Here is a 20462-nt window from a genome sequence, read left to right as displayed (position 1 = left end):
CATACACAATGAAGGCTGAGGCTAAAAACAATTTTGCATATCAAAAAAAGCAACTAATTTTTAAATATATTTTATGGTTAATTTTTTAACGAAATGCATAAATTTGTTGAATAAGCATTGAATTTGTCAGTTATTAATGTATAATATATGCGTAAAGCGAGATTTTTTTGCTTTAGGTAAGAAAGGCACCATAATTATTAAATTCCTTGGTGACTTTTCGAAAAACAAGATAGAAAAGGAGTATTATTAAAATGGCAATCGATTTAACAAAATATGGAATTAATGGAACAACTGAAATTGTTTACAATCCATCATACGAAGAGTTATTTGCAGAAGAAACAAAGCCAGAACTTGAAGGTTTTGACAAAGGTCAGGAAAGTGAATTAGGTGCAGTAAACGTTAAGACTGGTGTATACACAGGACGTTCACCTAAAGACAAATACATCGTTATGGATGAAAATTCAAAGGACACTGTTTGGTGGACATCAGATGAATACGCAAACGATAACCATCCATTATCAGAAGATGTATGGGCTACATTAAAGGACATCGCTAAGAAAGAACTTTCAAACAAGAAACTTTATGTAGTAGATGCTTTCTGTGGAGCAAATGCAGACACACGTATGGCTATCCGTTTTATCGTAGAAGTAGCTTGGCAGGCACATTTCGTAACAAATATGTTCATTAAGCCAACAGAAGAAGAACTCAAGAACTTCGAACCAGACTTCGTAGTATACAATGCTTCAAAGGCAAAAGTAGAAAACTACAAAGAACTTGGATTAAACTCAGAAACAGCAGTTGCATTCAATATCACAAGCCGTGAACAGGTTATCATTAACACATGGTACGGCGGAGAAATGAAGAAGGGTATGTTCTCAATGATGAACTACTACTTACCACTTAAGGGTATTGCTTCAATGCACTGTTCAGCAAATACAGATTTAAATGGAGAAAACACAGCAATTTTCTTCGGTTTATCAGGAACAGGAAAGACAACACTTTCAACAGATCCTAAGCGTCTCTTAATCGGTGATGACGAACATGGTTGGGATGACAACGGAGTATTCAACTTTGAAGGTGGATGCTACGCTAAGGTTATTGACTTAGATAAGGAATCAGAACCAGATATCTACAATGCTATTAAGCGTGATGCACTTCTTGAAAATGTAACATTAGATGAAAATGGAAAGATTGATTTCGCTGATAAGAGCGTAACAGAAAACACTCGTGTTTCTTACCCAATCAATCATATTAAAAATATTGTACGTCCTATTTCATCAGCACCAGCAGCTAAGAACGTAATCTTCTTATCAGCAGATGCATTTGGAGTATTACCACCAGTATCAATCTTAACAGAAGGTCAGACACAGTATTACTTCTTATCAGGATTTACAGCAAAATTAGCTGGTACAGAACGTGGAATTACAGAACCAACTCCAACATTCTCAGCATGTTTCGGACAGGCTTTCTTAGAGCTTCATCCAACAAAATACGCTGAAGAATTAGTTAAGAAGATGGAAAAGAACGGCGCTAAGGCATATCTTGTAAACACAGGATGGAATGGTACAGGAAAGCGTATCTCAATTAAGGATACACGTGGTATCATCGATGCTATCTTAAGCGGAGCAATCAACGAAGTTCCTACAAAGACAATTCCATACTTCAACTTTGAAGTTCCAACAGAACTTCCTGGAGTAGATGCAGGAATTCTTGATCCAAGAGATACTTACGCTGATGCTTCAGAATGGGAAACAAAGGCATTAGATCTTGCAGACAGATTCATCAAGAACTTCGCAAAATACGAAGGAAACGAAGCAGGAAAAGCACTTGTTTCAGCAGGACCACAAAAATAATCGCGAAGCTTTGAGCAAAGCGACATAATAAAAGAAGAGACAGGCAACCCGTTATGCTTGCATAAACGGGAGCCTGTCTCTTCTTTTATTTAGCGGCATTCTGCGAATGCCACGTGCTTATTGATTTGTAAACAAATCAATAAGAGGAGTGTCGCGCGTAAAAAGTCAAATTAAAGTAAATGCCGCGTGCTTATTGATTTGTTTACAAATCAATAAGAGGAGTGTCGCGCGTAAAAAAGTCAGAGCAAAGGGAATGCCGCGTGCTTATTGATTTGCATACAAATCAATAAGGGGAGTGTCGCGTTTGAAAAGAAATTTTGATATAAAAGTGATTTTTTGCTCGAAATAATGTATAATTATAAATATTTTTGTGGGCATAACAAATTTATCGTATATTTGCTAAGTAACAATGCCCCAAAAAAACAATAAATTTATAGGAGGGTTTGTATGAGAAAGACATTCAAACAAATTATGTCTATTATGCTGGCAGCAGCATTAACGCTAGGTGGAACACCTTTCACAGCAAAGGCGTCTATAGACATAAAACAAGAAGAAAACAACAAAAACAAAAAGGAAAAAAGTTATGTAGAAGGACAGGCAGTCATTCTATATAAGGAAAGTGGAAAGAATGTTTCAACACAGAGTATTACAGACAGTAAGGTAAAAATTAAAGAAACATATGATTTCCAGGAAAGCAAAGGAAAGGTGAAAACTTATAGTAACAATGATGCTTCAGACGTGAAGGTTTCTTTAGTTGAATCAGATTCATATTCAACAGAAGAACTTATTGCAAAGATGAAGAACAAAGTTGGTGTTATAAGTGTTCAGCCAAACTATATTTATAAGGCTTCAGATTATAATGACAAGTATTATAAATATCAGTGGTCTCAGGAAAACGTTGGTCAAAATGGCGGCACAAAGGGATTAGATATTAACGCTGACAGCAGCGCTTTGGCTGACAAGGACAATAAGGAAAAAGTTGTTGCAATTGTTGACACAGGTGTTGATTACACACATGAAGATTTAAAAGATAAAATATGGAACAACCCTTATGATGAAAGTGAACTAAAAGGAAAACATGGATATGATTTTGCTAATGAAGATGCAGATCCATTAGATGACAACGGTCATGGTAGTCACTGTGCAGGTATTATTGCAGCACAGTCTAACAACAATGTTGGTATAAGTGGAACTGCAAAAAGTGATAACATAAAGATCATGGCACTTAAATTCCTCGATGAAGAAGGTTCAGGTTCAACAATAGATGCTATAAGTGCTTATAACTATATTTATAAAGCGCAGTCATTAGGCACAAATGTTGTAGCTGTAAATGACTCATGGGGCGGTGATGCAGACGAAACAGAAGATGCATTAAAAGCTGTTATTGAAATGGTTGGTAAGAAGGGTGCACTTTCAGTTGTAGCTTCCGGAAATGACGGTGTAAATGTAGATGATCAATACACAAGTCCTGCCTGTATTGACAGCGATTACATTATTTCAGTTGCAGCAAGCAACGAAAATGATGAACTTGCAACTTTTTCTAATTATGGAAAAGATAATGTAGACATTGCAGCACCGGGAACTAACATTCTCTCATCAGTTTCATATAATTGCTATAATCCATCTATTTACGAAAACCCAATGGATTTAAGTAGTACATTCTATACATACGACACAGAAAAAGTAGTTAATGTAGTTGAAGATGAAGCTATCGTAAAAGATGCAGCACAGGGGGAGGCTCCTTGGGGACATTCAAGTGATGATGAGGGTGCAAAATTCACAGCAACTACAACTCACAATTCATATTTTGGAGAAGCAAAAAATACAAACAAGTCCCTTAATTTATCTGTAAGCAATATTGCAACAGAAGAACAGTATAATTTCTATTTACCATACGAGTTGAAAAAATCTTCAACTCCTGTAACAGTAAGTGCAATGTTAAAGGTAAATGCGAAACCTAAGAAAGACAACACAAACATTACAGGTCTTTTAGATGAAGATACAATTGGAACGTATGGAATTTTTGATTGTGATGTAAAAGATTCAGGAGAACTTGATTTTGCTAATGCAGAAATGATAGGTATGTCACACTTAGAGCAGGATAATTGTTATACACATTTAAGTTTTTCAACTTCAGGTAAAGTTAAAAAAGATACTAAGAAAGTTCTTATTCTTGCTTTAGTTGCTTCAACAGATGGCGAGTATGGATTTAGTGTAGAAGATTTTGGTGTAAGCAAAGAAGATGTTAATTCAGACGAATTTGGAAAATACGACTTTTATAATGGTACATCAATGGCTACACCACATGTTACAGGTGCAGTAGCAGCCATTGCAAATATATATGGTAACAGTAATTCATTAGATGTTAAAAACAGAGTGCTTGGTTCTGTAAGAGAGATACCGGCATTAGCAAACAAAGTTTCATCAAGTGGTGTACTGGACTTAACAAAGGTTGACACACCTAGCATTAGCGTTGGTAAGATTCAGATGAACGCTAAATCACAGGTTGAAATTAAAGGTTCATACCTTAAAGGTGCTAAAGTATTTGTAAACAATACAGAAGTAAAACAGCTTTCAAACAATGATCAGACAGTTACATTTGACGGAAATAACTATAAGAATAAAACTTTAAATATTAAGATTCAAAAAGAAGAAAAAACAATAGAGAGAACATGTTACTTCTCATGTGGTAAAGCATTCACATCTGACAAGAAGTTCATAAACTCTATGTTAGGCGGTCAGTTAGTATCAACAGGTCAGGAAGTGGCATACATTACTGATGAAGGTATTGTTATGTGGAGTTCTTTATCAAATAGTCAGGATATTGATATTGATGAATTAATTAAAAAATTCCCTGAATTAAAAGATGAAATCTTAAAAGAACAGGAATCTTTAAAAGATGCAGGTAGAACTTCAGAACTTGATGAAGGAAGATTTCCATTTACAACAGAAATGTTCGGGGCAGAATATAAGTATGCATTAAACGGTAGTGTATATGCTAACAGCAATTTTGCCTACACAAACGGAAAGCTTTATGGAGCAGTAGGTTTAGATTTAGGTTACACAGAAGAAGAAATTCTTGCATACTATGATACTAATAAAGGTTGGAAGAAATTAACAGCAGTTCCAAAAGAATTTAAGGGGGCATTTGGTTACAATTTAGTAGCATATAATGGTGACTTATATTTATTCGGCGGAATTAAGAAGGATGGAAGTCTTGATACATCAGTTATGAAGTATTCTTTATCAGCAAAGAAGTGGACAACAGTTGCTAAGTTGCCAAGTGGACGAGCTTGTGCAAAAGCTGTTCAGGTTGGAAATAAGTTAATTGTAACATTGGGAACAGACGGAACAGAATCAACTCCAAAGAACTTGATTTTTGATGGTAGTAAGTGGACTGTGTCTAAAGCTACAATTGGAAAAGTTACAGATGCTTACAAGGAAACAATTAATGGTAAGGAATTCTGTATAACAGAAGCACAGATTGGTGCAATTTCTAACGGTGTTATTTATACAGATTTAAAGGCAGAAGGTCTTGGAGATACATTTACATACAACCTTAGTTCAGATTCCTACAAGGCTTCAGGTTACAGCTTAAACAGCGAAAACTTTAAGGCGGATAATGTTTTAGCAACAACAGTCCAGGACAAGTTATACGTTCTTTATGGTAACAATCAGATGGCCAATGATGACGACGATGATTGGAACTTTGGAAAAGGAACTACAAAGAAATCTAGTGCAGTTAGCATTAACGGTGACGAAGAAGAAGTCGCAGCAGGAATTGAATCAGTATACATTAATGTAACAAGTGGATATACAAATGTAGTAGACAGCAGTACAGACGGCGGTTATGTAGAAGGCACAGGCTACTATTTGCCAGGTGATACATTTAAACTTATTGCAAAAGCTGACGATAACTTTACAATAACAAAGTTTACTGTTAATGGTAAGAATGTTGCTAAAGGTAAAAAAGGATATGTTTATACAGCAAGAGCTAATTCATTAGGCAGCAAGGTAACAGCAAAAGTTTATACAAAACAGAAGGTTACTGTAACAAAGGTTGGCGCAACTTCAATTAAAAAAGCCAAGAGAACAGCAAAGAAACTTAAGCTTACTTTAGCAAAGGCTTCAAATGCAATAGGATATCAGATTGCTTACTCAACATCAAAGAAGTTTACAAAGAAAACAACTAAGTATGTAACTAGCAAGAAGACATCAGTTACTTTAAAGAAATTAAAGAATAAAAAGTATTATGTAAAAGCCAGAGCCTATACAAAAGCTGGCAAGAAATCTGTATACGGAAGCTGGTCAGAAGTTAAGACTATTAAAAAAGTTAAAGCAAAGAAGGATAAAACTAAAAAGTCAAAAAAGAAATAAAGTGTTTGTTGTAGATTAATTTGAATATTTAGTAATAATAAAGCACAATATTTTGAAATCATAAAAAGCGATTAATTGGAAAAAATAATACCGGTTAATCGCTTTTCTATGTAATAAAAAATTTATTATTTGCAAAGATTTAGAAAGTTGTTATAATAGTGAACTGTAAGTGACAATATCCTAGTAAATGAATATGGTTGCAGGATAAGGCACACAATAGTAAATGAACCGGAGTTGATGATTATGCCGGTTTGGAATACAAAATCTTGAAGGAGGATACAGTAATGGATGTAAAGATTACAAAGGAAATGACAATGGGTGAACTTTTATCAATAGACAGAGGCGTAGCCATCGTTCTTATGGAAGCAGGAATGCATTGCATCGGATGTCCATCATCAATTGGAGAATCTTTAGAAGAAGCTGCTATGGTACATGGAATTAACCCTGATGAATTATTAGTTAATATTAATAAATATTTCGAGAAAAAAAAAGTTGAAGAATAATCTTTAACTGTAGAGATAACAAGAGCAGTTGTGGGTATTGTTTATGCAAACAGTCTCACAGCTGTTTTTATATGTAATAAAAAATTACTTCAGAATTTCTTATTGCATATAAATCGTTCCACTAGGGATGTACACTCACGTGAAAGGAAGATAGTGTGGAAACAAAACGTGCTGGTTGCGTGGAATGTGGCTGGCCACATTCGTGGTTCCTTATTAATCAAAAAGTTGAAATATTCTCCAAAAACAGGTAACATTAAATATATCAAAGATAAAAGGGTGTAATAATATGCATTTTAGAATGAATAAATTTATGCAGGAGGGGGCTTTTAAACAGTTATTTAAAAAGCAGACTCAGGGCATACAGGAAAAATATAATATAAAAAAAGCAGATGTAAGAATAATAGGTTATTTGAAAAGTTGTGGAGAAAATAATACAGCAAAGGATATTCAGTTTGTATCAAAAATGAACAAGGGGCACATATCCACAGCAATGGAAAATCTCTGTAATCAGGGGTATGTGAAGGCAATTCACGATGAAAAAGACAAAAGAGTGATACATTATGTTTTACAGGAAAAGGCAATGCCGATTTTGGAAGAACTGGATAAGATAATGGAAGAAACAGAAAATGAGATAATGAAAGGTGTTACTGATGAAGAGAGAGAGGTCGTAAAAAGAGTATCCGGGAAAATGTGGGATAATCTTAACCGACTTCTTGAAAATAAGTAACAAATGAAAAAGAAATGTAAACTTTTAATGAATGTTGTTGACATTTCTTTTTTTTAGGAATAATATTGTTTGAAAACAAACTATCACCAAAGAGTGTGGAGTGCTAAAATATATTGGTACATTAGAATAAAACAAAATAAAATAATATGTCCTATTAGTTGGTATATTATTAAGGAATAACAAGGAGGAATTATGGTTCGTTTACTTAAACATATGAAAGCAAAAGAATGGGCGATGGTTATTGTAAGCATTGCGTTTATTGTTTTGCAGGTTCAGCTGGACTTGAAGTTGCCTGATTATATGTCGGACATAACAGTGCTTGTACAGACAAAGGGCAGTGAAATGTCAGATATATTTACGGCTGGAGGAAAGATGATGGGCTGTGCCCTAGGTTCATTGGCATCAGCAATAGTTGTTGGATTTTTTGCTGCAAAAATAGCAGCTAATTTTTCAAAGAGATTAAGGGAAGATGTTTACGATAAGGTAATGTCTTACACTGATAAGGAGATTAACAGCTTTTCAACTGCCAGTCTTATTACAAGAACAACTAACGATATTACACAGATACAGTTTGTTATAGCTTTAGGTTTACAGGTTATGATTAAAGCTCCAATTATGGCGGTAATGGCAGTAGCCAAAATCAGTTCAAAGAACTTTGAGTGGACAGCGCTTACATTGGCTATAGTTGCTTTTGTAATTTTTATTTTATTATTTGTGGTAATTTTTGCATTACCTAAGTTTAAGAAAATCCAGTGGCTTACTGATGATTTAAACAGAGTTACAAGAGAAAACCTGACAGGTCTTATGGTTGTGAGAGCTTACAATGCTGAAGATTATCAGGAAGAAAAGTTCGACAAGGCAAATAACAGATTAACAAAAAACAATTTACAGGCATATTTGGTAATGTCAATTATGAATCCGGGACTTAATCTTGCCATGAATGGTTTAACTTTAGGCATTTACTGGATTGGAGCAATATTAATAAACAATGTTGCACTTACAGGCATGGCTGCCATAAAGGAAAGAGTTGGACTTTTCTCTGATATGGTTGTATTTACATCTTATGCAATGCAGGTACTGATGGCATTTTTGTTATTGGTAATGATTTTTATTTTGTTACCAAGAGCAACAGTTGCTGCAAAGCGTATTAACGAGGTTCTTGACACAGAAGTCTCAATGAAAGATGGCGTAAGAGAACAGGGTGAAGAATCATTAAAAGGTGAAGTTGAGTTTAAGAATGTTTCGTTTGCATATCCTGACGCAGCAGACAATGTAATTCACAATATTAATTTTAAGGCACACAGAGGAGAAACGGTGGCTTTAATTGGTGCAACAGGTTCAGGAAAAAGTACAATTATTAACTTAATACCTAGAATTTATGATGCAACTGAAGGACAGATATTGGTAGATGGAGTAAACGTAAAAGATTATTCAGAGAAAGCTTTACGTGACAAAATAGGTTTTGTACCACAGAAAGCATATTTGTTCTCAGGAACAATTGAGCGCAACGTAGGTTATGGTGAAGCAAAAGTTAATATGGATGATATAGAAAAGGCTGTTGAAATAGCCCAGGCAAAAGAATTTGTGGAAAATCAGCCGGGTGAATATGACGGTATGGTTGCTCAGGGAGGTGGAAACTTCTCCGGTGGTCAGAAGCAGCGTTTATCAATAGCAAGAGCCATTGCAAAGCAACCTGAAATTCTTGTATTTGACGATTCATTCTCAGCCCTTGATTATAAAACAGATAGAGTTTTAAGGGAAACAATTAAGAAGGAAATTGCAGATACAACAAATATTATTGTTGCTCAGAGAATTGGTACAATAAAAGACGCAGACAGAATTTTAGTTATAGAAGATGGAGCAATTGTTGGCAACGGAACTCACAGTGAATTAATGAAGAATTGTCCGCTTTATCAGGAAATAGCGTACTCACAGTTATCAAAAGAAGAATTGGAAAAGGAGGAAGTGTAAAATGCATGGTAGAAGAATGACTTACGAAAAACCAACAGGTAACACCTTCCAATCTCTTGGAAAATTAGGGAAATACTGTAAACCATATTGGGCAGTAATGATTATTGCAGTTATATGCGACATGTTAGGTGTAGTTACAAAATTAATCGGCCCAAACAAAATAAGCGACATTACAAATAAAATCTCTGCAGGCCTAACAGGAAAAATGGACATTGACGGTATAGTGTCAATTTGTGTTTTCTTGGTAGTTTTGTATTTAGTGGGAACAGCTCTAAGTTACATTACATCGCTGATAATGACTATTGTCACCCAGAAATTAAACAAGGGACTTAGAACAAATATTTCTAAAAAAATTAACAATCTGCCAATTGGTTATTTTCATAAAACCACAACAGGTGACGTGTTATCAAGAGTAACAAATGATGTGGATACAATTGGTACAACAATGCAAAGTAGTATTACCACACTGGTTTCTGCAGTTACCATGTTTGTAGGTTCAATTGTGATGATGGTATATACTAATGTGGTTATGGCAATAACAGCAATTCTTGCATCAGTAATTGGATTTATTTTAATGTTCTTAATAATGGGTCATTCACAGAAATACTTTGCAGCTAAGCAAAAATGGTTAGGGGCAATGAATGGTCACATTGAGGAGGTTTACTCAGGTCATAACATTGTAAAATTATTTAATGGAGAAGCAAAGGAAAAAGAGAAGTTTATTAAATTAAATGAAAAAATGTGCGAAAGCGATTGGAAGTCACAGTTTTTCTCAGGCTTAATGCAACCAATTATGGCATTTATAGGAAATTTTGCTTATGTTGCAGTTTGTGTAATGGGTGCATATTTGGTAATGAACGACTATACAACTTTCGGTACAATTGTTGCATTCATGATTTATGTAAGATTATTTACAAATCCTTTGGCGCAAATGGCACAGGCGGCTACACAGCTTCAGTCCACAGCAGCAGCTTCAGGAAGAGTTTTCGAATTCCTTGAGTCTGAAGAAATGGAAGATGAAAGCCATAAGGTTGAAAGTCTGCCAAAAAGCATTAAAGGTGATGTGGAATTTGACCATGTTAAGTTTGGCTATACAAAGGATAAAGTTATCATACATGATTTTAATGAACATGTTAAACCGGGACAGAAGGTTGCCATTGTAGGCCCTACAGGTGCAGGAAAGAGTACATTAGTAAATCTTTTAATGAGATTTTATGAAGTTGATTCAGGCGACATAAAAATCGATGGCATTTCAACTAAAGATTTAACAAGAGAGAATATACATGATTTATTTGGCATGGTATTACAGGATACATGGACTTTTGAGGGATCTATCAGAGAAAATCTTGCTTATGGAAAAGAAAATGTTACTGATGAACAGCTTGATAAAGTATGTAAGGCAGCAGGGTTAAGTCATTTTATTAAGTCCTTACCAAAAGGTTATGACACAACACTTGATGAAAAGTTAAATATGTCAGCGGGACAAAAGCAGCTTCTTACAATTGCAAGGGCAATGGTTGAGGATGCTCCAATGATGATTTTGGATGAGGCTACAAGCTCTGTTGATACAAGAACAGAAATTAAAATACAGGAAGCAATGGACAAATTAACAAAAGGCAGAACTTCTTTTGTTATAGCTCACAGACTTTCAACAATTAAGAACGCTGATATAATTCTTGTTTTAAAAGACGGCGATATAATTGAAAGTGGAAATCATCAGCAGTTAATGGAGCAAAAAGGATTCTATGCTGACCTGTATAATAGCCAGTTTGAACAGGTGTCATAAGAAAAATATTGTACAAAATTAATATAATTTTATAGGATAGCAGAAAAGGGCTATTTTTCATCATAATTTTAGAGTAGAATGTATATGTTTGGAAAATTGGGAACATAAGAAGGGAAAAACTATGACTAAAAAAATGATAAGAAAAATAGCCCTTGTTTTGGCTATTGCAATGATTACACAATGTGGGTTTGGCTTAAAATTATTTTCTATAGATGTAAAAGCTTCCACAGGGACAGCTAATACGGTAACAGAAATAGAAGCCGGTAGCATTGAAGCTACTACAGGTCAAAATGAAAATACAGGTAGCGGTGACTCAGGAGAAGTGGTCCCTACAGGAAGTGGCGGAGAGACAGTTGAAACAGCTACAGATGAAACATCATCTGATTTACCTACAGAGACACCAACGGAAACACCATCAGAAACAGAAACACCAACAGAGCCTGTTACAACACAAAGTAGTGAAATAATTGACGGTTTATATAGAGTAAAAAAGGGTGTGCTTGTAGAGTATGTGGGAGACAAAGAGGACAAGACAATAACAACTCTTACAATTCCTGCAAAAGTAACAACTATTAATGAATATGTATTTGAAGACTGCAAGTATATTAAAACATTAAAATTTGCAGAAAACAGCAAAATTGCAACAATTTATAAATATGCATTTAAGGGTTGTGATGCTTTAAAAACAGTTACATTGCCAGGCACATTGAAGACAATAGGTTACAAGGCATTTGCATTATGTCCGGCACTTAAAAAACTGACAATTCCAAGTTCTGTTACATATGGAAATCAGATTTTAGGTTCAAAATCGAATGTTACTTCAGTTACTTTTAAGAAGGGTATGAAAACAATTCCTTCAAATATTTTAAAGAACGCTAACAGGGTTGAGACTGTTTCAATATCATCAACAACAATAACAGTTGGCACAAGTGCTTTTTATGGATGCTCATCTTTAAAAAAAGTATCCCTTCCAAGCACTACAACATCTATTAATACATATGCGTTTTATGGCTGTAAAAACATGACAAGTTTTACAATGTCAAGTAACATTAAAACCATTGGTAAATACGCATTTAAAAATTGCTCAAAGGTTGAAAAGATAACACTTTACAAAACTATTGTTTCAATTGGTGACGGGGCCTTTACAAATGACAGTAAATTAACACTGCTTGTATATGCAAACTCAAAAGGAAAGGCTTATGCAAGAGCAAAGAAGTTGAAGTGGGATTACACTAATTCAGAAAAGAAAAGAAGAGCAGCAAATAAGACAATTTACGACAATTATCTGGCAAAAGTAACTGCCGGTGACAAGAAAAAATACAAATTAAAATATTTATCAGACTATGTACCCCAGGGGACCTGTGTTCTTGGAAAATATGTAATAGTTTCCATGTATCATAAGCATTTGGCAAAGCGCTCAATACTGGTTGTTTACAGTAAGTCCACCGGAAAATTTGTAAAAAATATTGTCTTGCCTAATTATGATCATGTTGGCGCAATTACCAATGTAAAAGGAAGACTTGTTGTTTCTTTAAATAACATATCAACACCTGATTATGGAGCTGTGTACAGTTACAGCAAGATAAAGAAAGCAAAGCATGGAAAAGTATTAAAACCTGGCTATCGTGTGAGATTCTCGGGAGATGCAGACTTTGCAATTTTTGACGGGACTTATTTTTGGGCAGGTAAAAGTGCTAATACAAACTATGCAACAATGCAGGGCTACAAAGTTAAAATTAAAAAGAAAAAATTAACGTTCACAAGAAAGTTCAGTTATTATGTTCCGGCTAACAGTCAGGGACTAATTGTTCAGAAAATAAGTAAAACAAATAGAAGATTTATATTTGCTCAGTCTTATGGCAGATTAAAGAACTCATCCTTAATTACATACAAGAAAAAAGTAAGCAAGGCTGGTGGACTTGGCAGTCCTGTAAAAACGGAAACCTTGCCATGTATGCTTGAGGGAATTTGTATGAGCGGGAATAAGTACATATTCTTTACATTTGAATCAGGTGCATCGCTATATTGTGGAAATCCTGACAATACAAGTGAGCTACAGATAAAATTTGTTTGTAGAATAAGTAAAAGCAAAATGGGATTTTAAAATTACAATCAATAAACATGGAACTCCTTTGATTAGTAGGTTGGAACTATTAATCGAAGGAGTTCTTTTTTTGCCTGCCGTGTAAAACGTCATAAGAGTGCCATTCGTTGATTATAAATATCTACAAATGTAGAAAAATGTAATTTAAATGAAAATGTTTTTAGAAAACCCACAATAAAAAAAACTAAAAACAAACCGGTTTTCTCAAATCAAAAATCAATATTGATGAAGAAAAACGTTGCAAATATTTAAGAGAAACGTTTCAAATGTGCAAAATGCACAAAAATAATCATAAAACAATTTCAAATTTGTAAGATTATTGTAAAAAACGTTTTTATAATCTATTCTATAAAATGTGTTTTAAAATCCAAAGTTGATTTTGGGATAGGAACGGATATAGTGCTATATATTTTGATTTTATTTGCATACAGAATCCGGAAACTGTATGTACCTATAAGAAGGGAGAAAAAATGAGGAGAGGTAATTTTTTTGCCAAGGCTAAAAAGACAACAGCAGTTGTTTTAGCTACAGCTATGGTGTTTGGAATGGCACCAACACAGTGGAGCGTTAAAGCAGCAGACGATTCGCCATATGTAATTTCACAGGGAAGAATGGTTTATGCAAGTTCATCGGTAGTAAACAGTGATCCAACCTATGCAATTGACGGAACAAGAGGAACGAGATGGGAAAGTGCATGGGGAAATGATACAGAATGGATCTATGTTGATTTAGGAAAGGTTACAAATTTTTCGAGTATTAGTCTTCAATGGGAAGGCGCTTATGCTAAACAATATCAGATTCAAACATCAAATGATGAAGAAAACTGGAAAACAATTTACACAAATAATAATTGTCAGGGTGGAGACGAAAACTTAAATTTACAGGGAAGTGGAAGATATGTAAGACTTTATATGACACAGAAGGCACTTAGTGCATATGGATATTCACTATATGAATTTCAGGTTTTTGGAACTGACGGAGTTACAAAAAGACCTGAAAATTACGGAACAAACATTGCAGAAAACAAAAACGTTCAGTCATCATCACTTAGAGATGTTTGGTGGATGTATGACGATAACGGTGTAATTAATCAGTCGTCCGTACTTGCAAAAAATGCAGTGGATGGAGATGACAACACATACTGGTGCTCTGGAGAAAGCGACAAACAGTGGTTTATGGTAGACCTTGGTAGAAATTATGATATTGGACGAGTTGTAATTGACTGGAATTCTGATGCAGGAAAAATGTACGACATTCAGGTATCAACAAACGGAACAGATTGGACAACTGTTTATAGACAACAAAAAGGATACGGAAATGCAGTTGCTAATGTACCAATGTTTGCCAATGCAAGATACGTTAGAATGTACGGATATACAAGAGTTGAAAGTGGTAGCGGATTTAGCATAAAAGAATTTAAAGTTTATGAATATAAGCAAGGAGACAGCAAAACAAGTTACACAATTGAAGATTTGCCAAAATCATATGTATCATCAAATGGAAAAGGAACGTACCTTTCTAATTCAATGTACAATGAAAAAGCAAAACTTCCTGTATACAAGGAAGATTCAGTAAAAAGTCCTGTTGACAGTAATGATTGGTGGCAGTCAATTTTAATTAACAAGTTTGGTAATTTATTATCAACACTTCCTCTTAAAACAAAATACTCAACAAAGGGACTTGCAGTTTTAACAGCAACAGAAGGCTGGCTACCGGACATGGGAGAAACGGATGTAAATGTTTCAGTTAATTCTGAAACAGAACCGGATTTCTATATTTTACCGGAGAATCTTGACACATCTTCAGCATGTGACAAGGTTGCAGATTACAGTGATTTTGCTGTAACAGCAGAGTTATGTGATGACAATCATGTGGCAATGAAGAGTACACATGTAAAAGGTTCACCATACGTTTACACAGAATATGGTGACACAGAAACAGTTTATATTTCATCTTCAAGTATCACATCAATTTTTGATGGAAATGGAAACGAGATTTTAGCAAATAATTTATCATCTATAAAAACAGACCATATTGGACTTGAAGTAACAGACAGCGACAACAAGGCAAAAACAAAAACTTCAAAAAGTTATTATTGTTTAACAGTGCCTGAAAATACAACATTTAAGAAAATCGGAAGCTATATTAGAATTACTTTCCCTGGAAAGAATGGCTACATGTCAATTGGATCAATGTTAAATAAGTCACAGATTGAAAAATTCTACAGACATGGATATGCTTTCGTAACAGATACAAAGGTTACATATGATTACAACGATGGAACTTCAAAAATTACATCTAACTACAATGTAACAACAACATTAAAGAGAAATGGATTTACAAATGAAACAATTCTTTGTATGTTGCCACATCAGTGGAAGAATTCAACAGATGACAATAGCTCATTTGCAACATATACATCTGTAAGAGGTGACTTAAAAGCAATTGAAAGTAATTCATTTAAGACAACATCAGAGTTTGCAGGACTTCTTCCAACTTTTGCACTTCCAGCAGATTCACAGTTTGATGGCGAAGCATTACTTGGTTATTTAAATCAGTTAGAAGACGCAACTAAGAACTTAAATCCTGCAGGTGATGCATACTGGGAAGGTAAGAACTTACATCCACTTGGAATGGGAGTGCTTATGGCAGACCAGATTGGAGTAACAGATTTAAGAGACACATTCTTAAAGAGAATGAAGAAAATTCTTGTAAACTGGTTCACATATGATGGAAAAGACGATATTAGTTATTTCATTTACAATCAGAACTGGGGAACATTATATTACGAACAAAGTGAATTTGGTGCTAATGCTTCAATTTGTGACCACCACTTCACATACGGATACTTTATGTTTGCAGCAACAGTTCTTGCTACATACGATGAAGAATTTTACAACGATTACAAGGGCATGATCGAAATGATGATTAGAGATTATGCAAACCCTTCAGATAATGACAGTGAATATTGCAGATTCAGAGCCTATGATTTATATGAAGGTCATTCATGGGCAGGTGGTTATGCTGACAATGACTCAGGTAACAATCAGGAATCAGCATCAGAATCATTATTCAGCTGGGTAAGTATGTATCTTTGGGGTGTACTTACAGAAAATGACACATACAGAGATGCCGGTGTATTTGGTTTTACAAATGAAATGGAAGCAGTAGAGCAGTATTGGTTCGATTATGATAAAGACAACTGGATTGCACAGTGGCCATACGATGTAGTTGGTCAGGTTTACGGTGGAATAAACTTCTACGGAACATTCTTTGGTGGACAGCCATTATATGTATATGGTATTCAGTGGCTTCCAATTTCTGAATATTTAACATATTACGGAATGAACCAGACAAGATGTGCTGAAATTTATCAGGGACTTTTAAATGACACTGACATTGCAATGGACAAAGCAGTTAAGGCTGCAAACAAAGAAGGCAAGTCACAGGAAGAAATTGATAAGATGCTTAAGGAATATCCACAGGCAGACACAGGTTGGCAGCATATTACATGGCCATATTTATCACAGACAAATCCTGATCTTGCGTTAAACAAATTCCTTGCAAATGACACAAAGGTCCAGAAAACTGATACAGCTAATACATATTGGTTTATTAATTCAATGAAAGAATTAGGTGTTAAAACAACTGATATTGTAGCTACAGGAGACTGTTCAGCAGCAGTATACTACAATAAGACAACAAACAAATATACAGCAACAGTTTGGAATCCAACAAACAAGACAAAAGTTGTAACATTCAACAACAAATCAGGCAAAATCGGAACAGCTACAATTGGTGCAAAGGCACTTGTAAGTTTCGAAGTTTACAAAGATAAAGCATTTAATGTATCACAGGCTTCAACACCTGAAATTTCAGTCCCAACAGGAACATATGATGATACACAGTATGTAACTATTAAGACAGATACAGAAGGGGCAACAATTCATTATACAGTTGATGGCACAATGCCAACAAAATCATCACCTGTATATAATGGAACATTTGCAGTATCAAGTACAGCTACTGTAAAAGCAATTGCTGTTAACGATGAATATATTACATCAGCAATGGCATCATCAACAATTACAGTTGACGGTACACCTGTTTCAAAGGATACAAATATTGCTTTAGGTAAAAATATTCAGGTTTCATCAGCGGAAAATGCAACTGTTGGTGGAGACAAGATTGTAGATAATGATACAAGCACAAGATGGTCTTCAGAATTTTCAGATGATCAGTGGTTTGTAGTTGATTTAGGAAAGAATTACACAATTAACAAGGTTACATTTAACTGGGAAGCAGCCTACGCAAAAGCATACAAAGTACAGACATCAACAGATGGAAACAACTGGAATACAGTTTACGAAACATCAAACTGTAAAGGTGGAGAAGAAAGTATTGTATTTGATGCAACAACATGTAGATATGTTAAGATGCAGGGTGTAAAACGTGCATTAGACTATGGATATTCTCTATGGGAAATGGGCATTTACGAAGCAGTAACAGTACAGGCTCCACAGTTTAGCTTAAGCTCAGGAACATACAAGGGAACACAGAATGTATCAATTTCAAGTAACACAAAGGGTGTTGAAATCAGATACACAACAGATGGTTCTACACCAAACAAGAATTCAAAATTATATGTTCCAACAGTTAAAATAAGTAAGAAAACAACAATAAAAGCAATTGCTTACAGAAAGGGCATGATTGATTCAGCAGTATCACAGGCAACTTATACTATAACAGGTGGCACAGAAACACCTGATGTACCGGATACACCTGAAGAAACAGATGCAAAAGCAATTACTAAAGGAATTACAGCTACAGCATCAGGAAGTGAAAGTGATGCAATGGCAGCAAAATACGCTGTAGACGGAAACACTGGTACACGTTGGTCATCAAATTTTGCAGACGATGCGTGGATTACTTTAGACCTTGGGAAAACATATAAAATTAGCAAAGTTGTATTTAACTGGGAGGGTGCTTACGGAAAAGCATACAAGATTCAGACATCAATGGATGGAAAAACATGGACAACGGTTAATAATGTGACAAATGGAAAAGGTGGAGAAGAAACAGTTCCATTTACACAGACTGAAGCAAGATATGTAAGAATGCAGGGTGTAGAGAGAGCCTTACCATACGGTTACTCATTATGGGAAATGACAGTTTACGGTATAGCATCAGGTTCAAGTGATACAAGCGTGCCATCAGGCACAAATGTTGCAAAAGAAGCTACAGCAACAGCGTCAGGAAGTGAAAGTGATGCAATGGCAGCAAAATACGCAGTAGATGGAGATGATGGAACACGTTGGTCATCAAACTTTGCAGATGATGCCTGGTTAGCATTAGATTTAGGTGAAGCTTACACAATTAACAAAGTGTTCCTTAACTGGGAAGGTGCTTATGGAAAAGCATATAAGATTCAGACATCAATGGATGGAAAAACATGGACAACAGTTAAGAGCGTAACTAATGGAAAAGGTGGCAAGGAAACAGTTTCATTTGATGCCACAAAAGCAAGATACGTAAAATTACAGGGTGTAGAGAGAGGTTTACCATACGGATATTCATTATGGGAAATGGAAGTTTACGGAAAATAAGCAAAACTTATAAAATATTGTAAATGTTTAATAAATAAAGAAAAAAGTTAATAAAATTAACAAAACACTAAATTTACTTGTGTTTTTTATATTCAAATGATAAACTTTCCAATGAACAAGGACGTTCGACAATTATTTGTCGCACGTCCTTGTTTTGCTTTTTGGGACATTTTATTCCCCCTTTTTAAGTAAAATGTCTTAATTGGAGATTAGAAAAATATGTATAGGAAATGGAGGTACTTGTTATGAACTCAGGAGACACAGGGTTTATACTCATTTGCTCTGCGTTGGTGTTTTTTATGACACCGGGGCTGGCATTCTTTTATGGAGGTTTAGTTAGGAGAAAAAATGTGGTCAACACCATGATGGCAATTGTTATGATTATGGGACTGGCAACAGTTATGTGGGCTTTGTTCGGTTATTCATTGGCATTTGGCGGAAATCATGGAGGCATTATTGGTGACTTTAGATGGTTTGGATTGGAAGGTATAGGTTGGAATGTAGGACCGTATGCAGATTCAATACCAAATCTTGTATTTTGTGCATTTCAGATGATGTTTGCCATTATTACACCAGCTCTTATAACAGGAGCAGTAGTAGGCAGAATGAGATTCAAGGCTTTGTTTATTTTTATAGCATTATGGTCTTTGGTGATTTATTATCCATTGGCTCATATGGTATGGGGCCAGGGCGGACTTCTTGCTGAATTAGGTTCAGTAGACTTTGCAGGAGGTGACGTTGTACATATTAGTTCAGGTGTAACAGCCCTTGTACTCGCAATTGTTCTTGGAAGAAGAAAAGGTTACGAGCGAATGACATATAGAATCCACAACATACCGTTTGTTGTATTAGGAGCTACAATTCTTTGGTTTGGATGGTTTGGATTCAATGCAGGTAGTGCTTTAAAAGCAGATGGGCTTGCAGCCCATGCATTTATGACTTCGGCAATATCATCGGCAGCAGCCCTTTTGTCGTGGATGTTTATTGATATGGTAAATGATAAGAAAACAACTTTGGTTGGTGCATCAACAGGTTTGGTACTTGGTTTGGTTGCCATTACACCAGGAGCTGGATTTGTACCAATTTGGGCATCATTTATTATTGGAGCATTAGTTAGCCCAATATGTTATTATGGCGTTATTTTAGTAAAGAAAAAATTAAAAATTGACGATGCACTTGATGCATTTGGATGCCATGGCATTGGTGGCATCTGGGGCGGCATCGCAACAGGAATTTTCGGTAAAAGTTCTATTAATTCAGTAGCAAAATGGGATGGCCTTGTATATGGCGAGTGGAGATTATTTGCAGCACAGATTGAAGGAATTCTCATTACAATAGCAATAGCTGTAGTGGGTACACTTATATGTGTTGGAATTGTAAGAATATTTACACCTCTTAGAGTAACAGACCGTGAAGAAAAATTAGGGCTTGATATTTCCCAGCATGGAGAAAGTGCATATCCAAGTTTCAACGGTATGGACCAGTAAATTGTGGAGTAGAAATATTTATATTGGAAATAGTTGATTATTAGGAGG

General features: G+C 35.2%; 9 protein-coding genes. All 9 read left to right on the top strand.

What is annotated here, in order from left to right:
• The first annotated feature begins 251 nt into the window (after positions 1 to 251).
• A complete protein-coding gene (gene pckA, locus DWZ69_RS07235) occupies positions 252 to 1853 on the top strand; it encodes a phosphoenolpyruvate carboxykinase (ATP) (RefSeq protein WP_118436541.1) in 1602 nt (533 codons plus the stop codon).
• Positions 1854 to 2300: 447 nt separating this feature from the next.
• Positions 2301 to 6230 carry a S8 family serine peptidase gene (locus DWZ69_RS07230; protein WP_118436539.1) on the top strand — a complete coding sequence of 1310 codons (3930 nt, stop codon included), beginning with the start codon at positions 2301 to 2303 and terminating at the stop codon, positions 6228 to 6230.
• Between the two features lie 284 nt (positions 6231 to 6514).
• Positions 6515 to 6733: a DUF1858 domain-containing protein gene (locus tag DWZ69_RS07225; RefSeq protein ID WP_117999941.1), complete on the top strand. Its 219-nt coding sequence runs from the start codon at positions 6515 to 6517 to the stop codon at positions 6731 to 6733.
• A gap of 286 nt (positions 6734 to 7019) precedes the next feature.
• Positions 7020 to 7460: a MarR family winged helix-turn-helix transcriptional regulator gene (locus tag DWZ69_RS07220; protein WP_118436537.1), complete on the top strand. Its 441-nt coding sequence runs from the start codon at positions 7020 to 7022 to the stop codon at positions 7458 to 7460.
• Positions 7461 to 7652: 192 nt separating this feature from the next.
• Positions 7653 to 9431: an ABC transporter ATP-binding protein gene (locus tag DWZ69_RS07215; protein ID WP_118436535.1), complete on the top strand. Its 1779-nt coding sequence runs from the start codon at positions 7653 to 7655 to the stop codon at positions 9429 to 9431.
• A 1-nt stretch (position 9432) separates the two neighbouring features.
• Positions 9433 to 11217 (top strand): ABC transporter ATP-binding protein, encoded by a 1785-nt coding sequence (locus tag DWZ69_RS07210; RefSeq protein WP_118436533.1) that lies wholly within the window; start codon positions 9433 to 9435, stop codon positions 11215 to 11217.
• 121 nt (positions 11218 to 11338) lie between these two features.
• The gene (locus DWZ69_RS07205; RefSeq protein WP_118436531.1) at positions 11339 to 13321 is read left to right on the top strand and encodes a leucine-rich repeat domain-containing protein; all 1983 of its coding nucleotides are present in this window, start codon (positions 11339 to 11341) and stop codon (positions 13319 to 13321) included.
• A 470-nt stretch (positions 13322 to 13791) separates the two neighbouring features.
• Positions 13792 to 18927 (top strand): discoidin domain-containing protein, encoded by a 5136-nt coding sequence (locus DWZ69_RS07200; protein ID WP_118436529.1) that lies wholly within the window; start codon positions 13792 to 13794, stop codon positions 18925 to 18927.
• A 245-nt stretch (positions 18928 to 19172) separates the two neighbouring features.
• Positions 19173 to 20414 carry an ammonium transporter gene (locus DWZ69_RS07195; protein ID WP_022164920.1) on the top strand — a complete coding sequence of 414 codons (1242 nt, stop codon included), beginning with the start codon at positions 19173 to 19175 and terminating at the stop codon, positions 20412 to 20414.
• Positions 20415 to 20462 lie beyond the last annotated feature (48 nt).

The sequence above is a fragment of the Eubacterium sp. AF34-35BH genome, from assembly GCF_003477765.1.
Classification (GTDB): Bacteria; Bacillota; Clostridia; order Lachnospirales; family Lachnospiraceae; genus Eubacterium_G.
Note: the sequence above shows the minus strand (reverse complement) of the source record. Positions and strands in the feature narration are given on the sequence as shown.

Excerpts from the sequence above, each read along its gene's own strand:
- DWZ69_RS07230 (WP_118436539.1), top strand. The coding sequence starts at position 2,301 with ATGAGAAAGACATTCAAACAAATTATGTCTATTATGCTGGCAGCAGCA.
- DWZ69_RS07205 (WP_118436531.1), top strand. The coding sequence starts at position 11,339 with ATGACTAAAAAAATGATAAGAAAAATAGCCCTTGTTTTGGCTATTGCA.
- DWZ69_RS07225 (WP_117999941.1), top strand. The coding sequence starts at position 6,515 with ATGGATGTAAAGATTACAAAGGAAATGACAATGGGTGAACTTTTATCA.
- DWZ69_RS07220 (WP_118436537.1), top strand. The coding sequence starts at position 7,020 with ATGCATTTTAGAATGAATAAATTTATGCAGGAGGGGGCTTTTAAACAG.
- DWZ69_RS07215 (WP_118436535.1), top strand. The coding sequence starts at position 7,653 with ATGGTTCGTTTACTTAAACATATGAAAGCAAAAGAATGGGCGATGGTT.
- DWZ69_RS07195 (WP_022164920.1), top strand. The coding sequence starts at position 19,173 with ATGAACTCAGGAGACACAGGGTTTATACTCATTTGCTCTGCGTTGGTG.
- DWZ69_RS07210 (WP_118436533.1), top strand. The coding sequence starts at position 9,433 with ATGCATGGTAGAAGAATGACTTACGAAAAACCAACAGGTAACACCTTC.
- pckA (WP_118436541.1), top strand. The coding sequence starts at position 252 with ATGGCAATCGATTTAACAAAATATGGAATTAATGGAACAACTGAAATT.
- DWZ69_RS07200 (WP_118436529.1), top strand. The coding sequence starts at position 13,792 with ATGAGGAGAGGTAATTTTTTTGCCAAGGCTAAAAAGACAACAGCAGTT.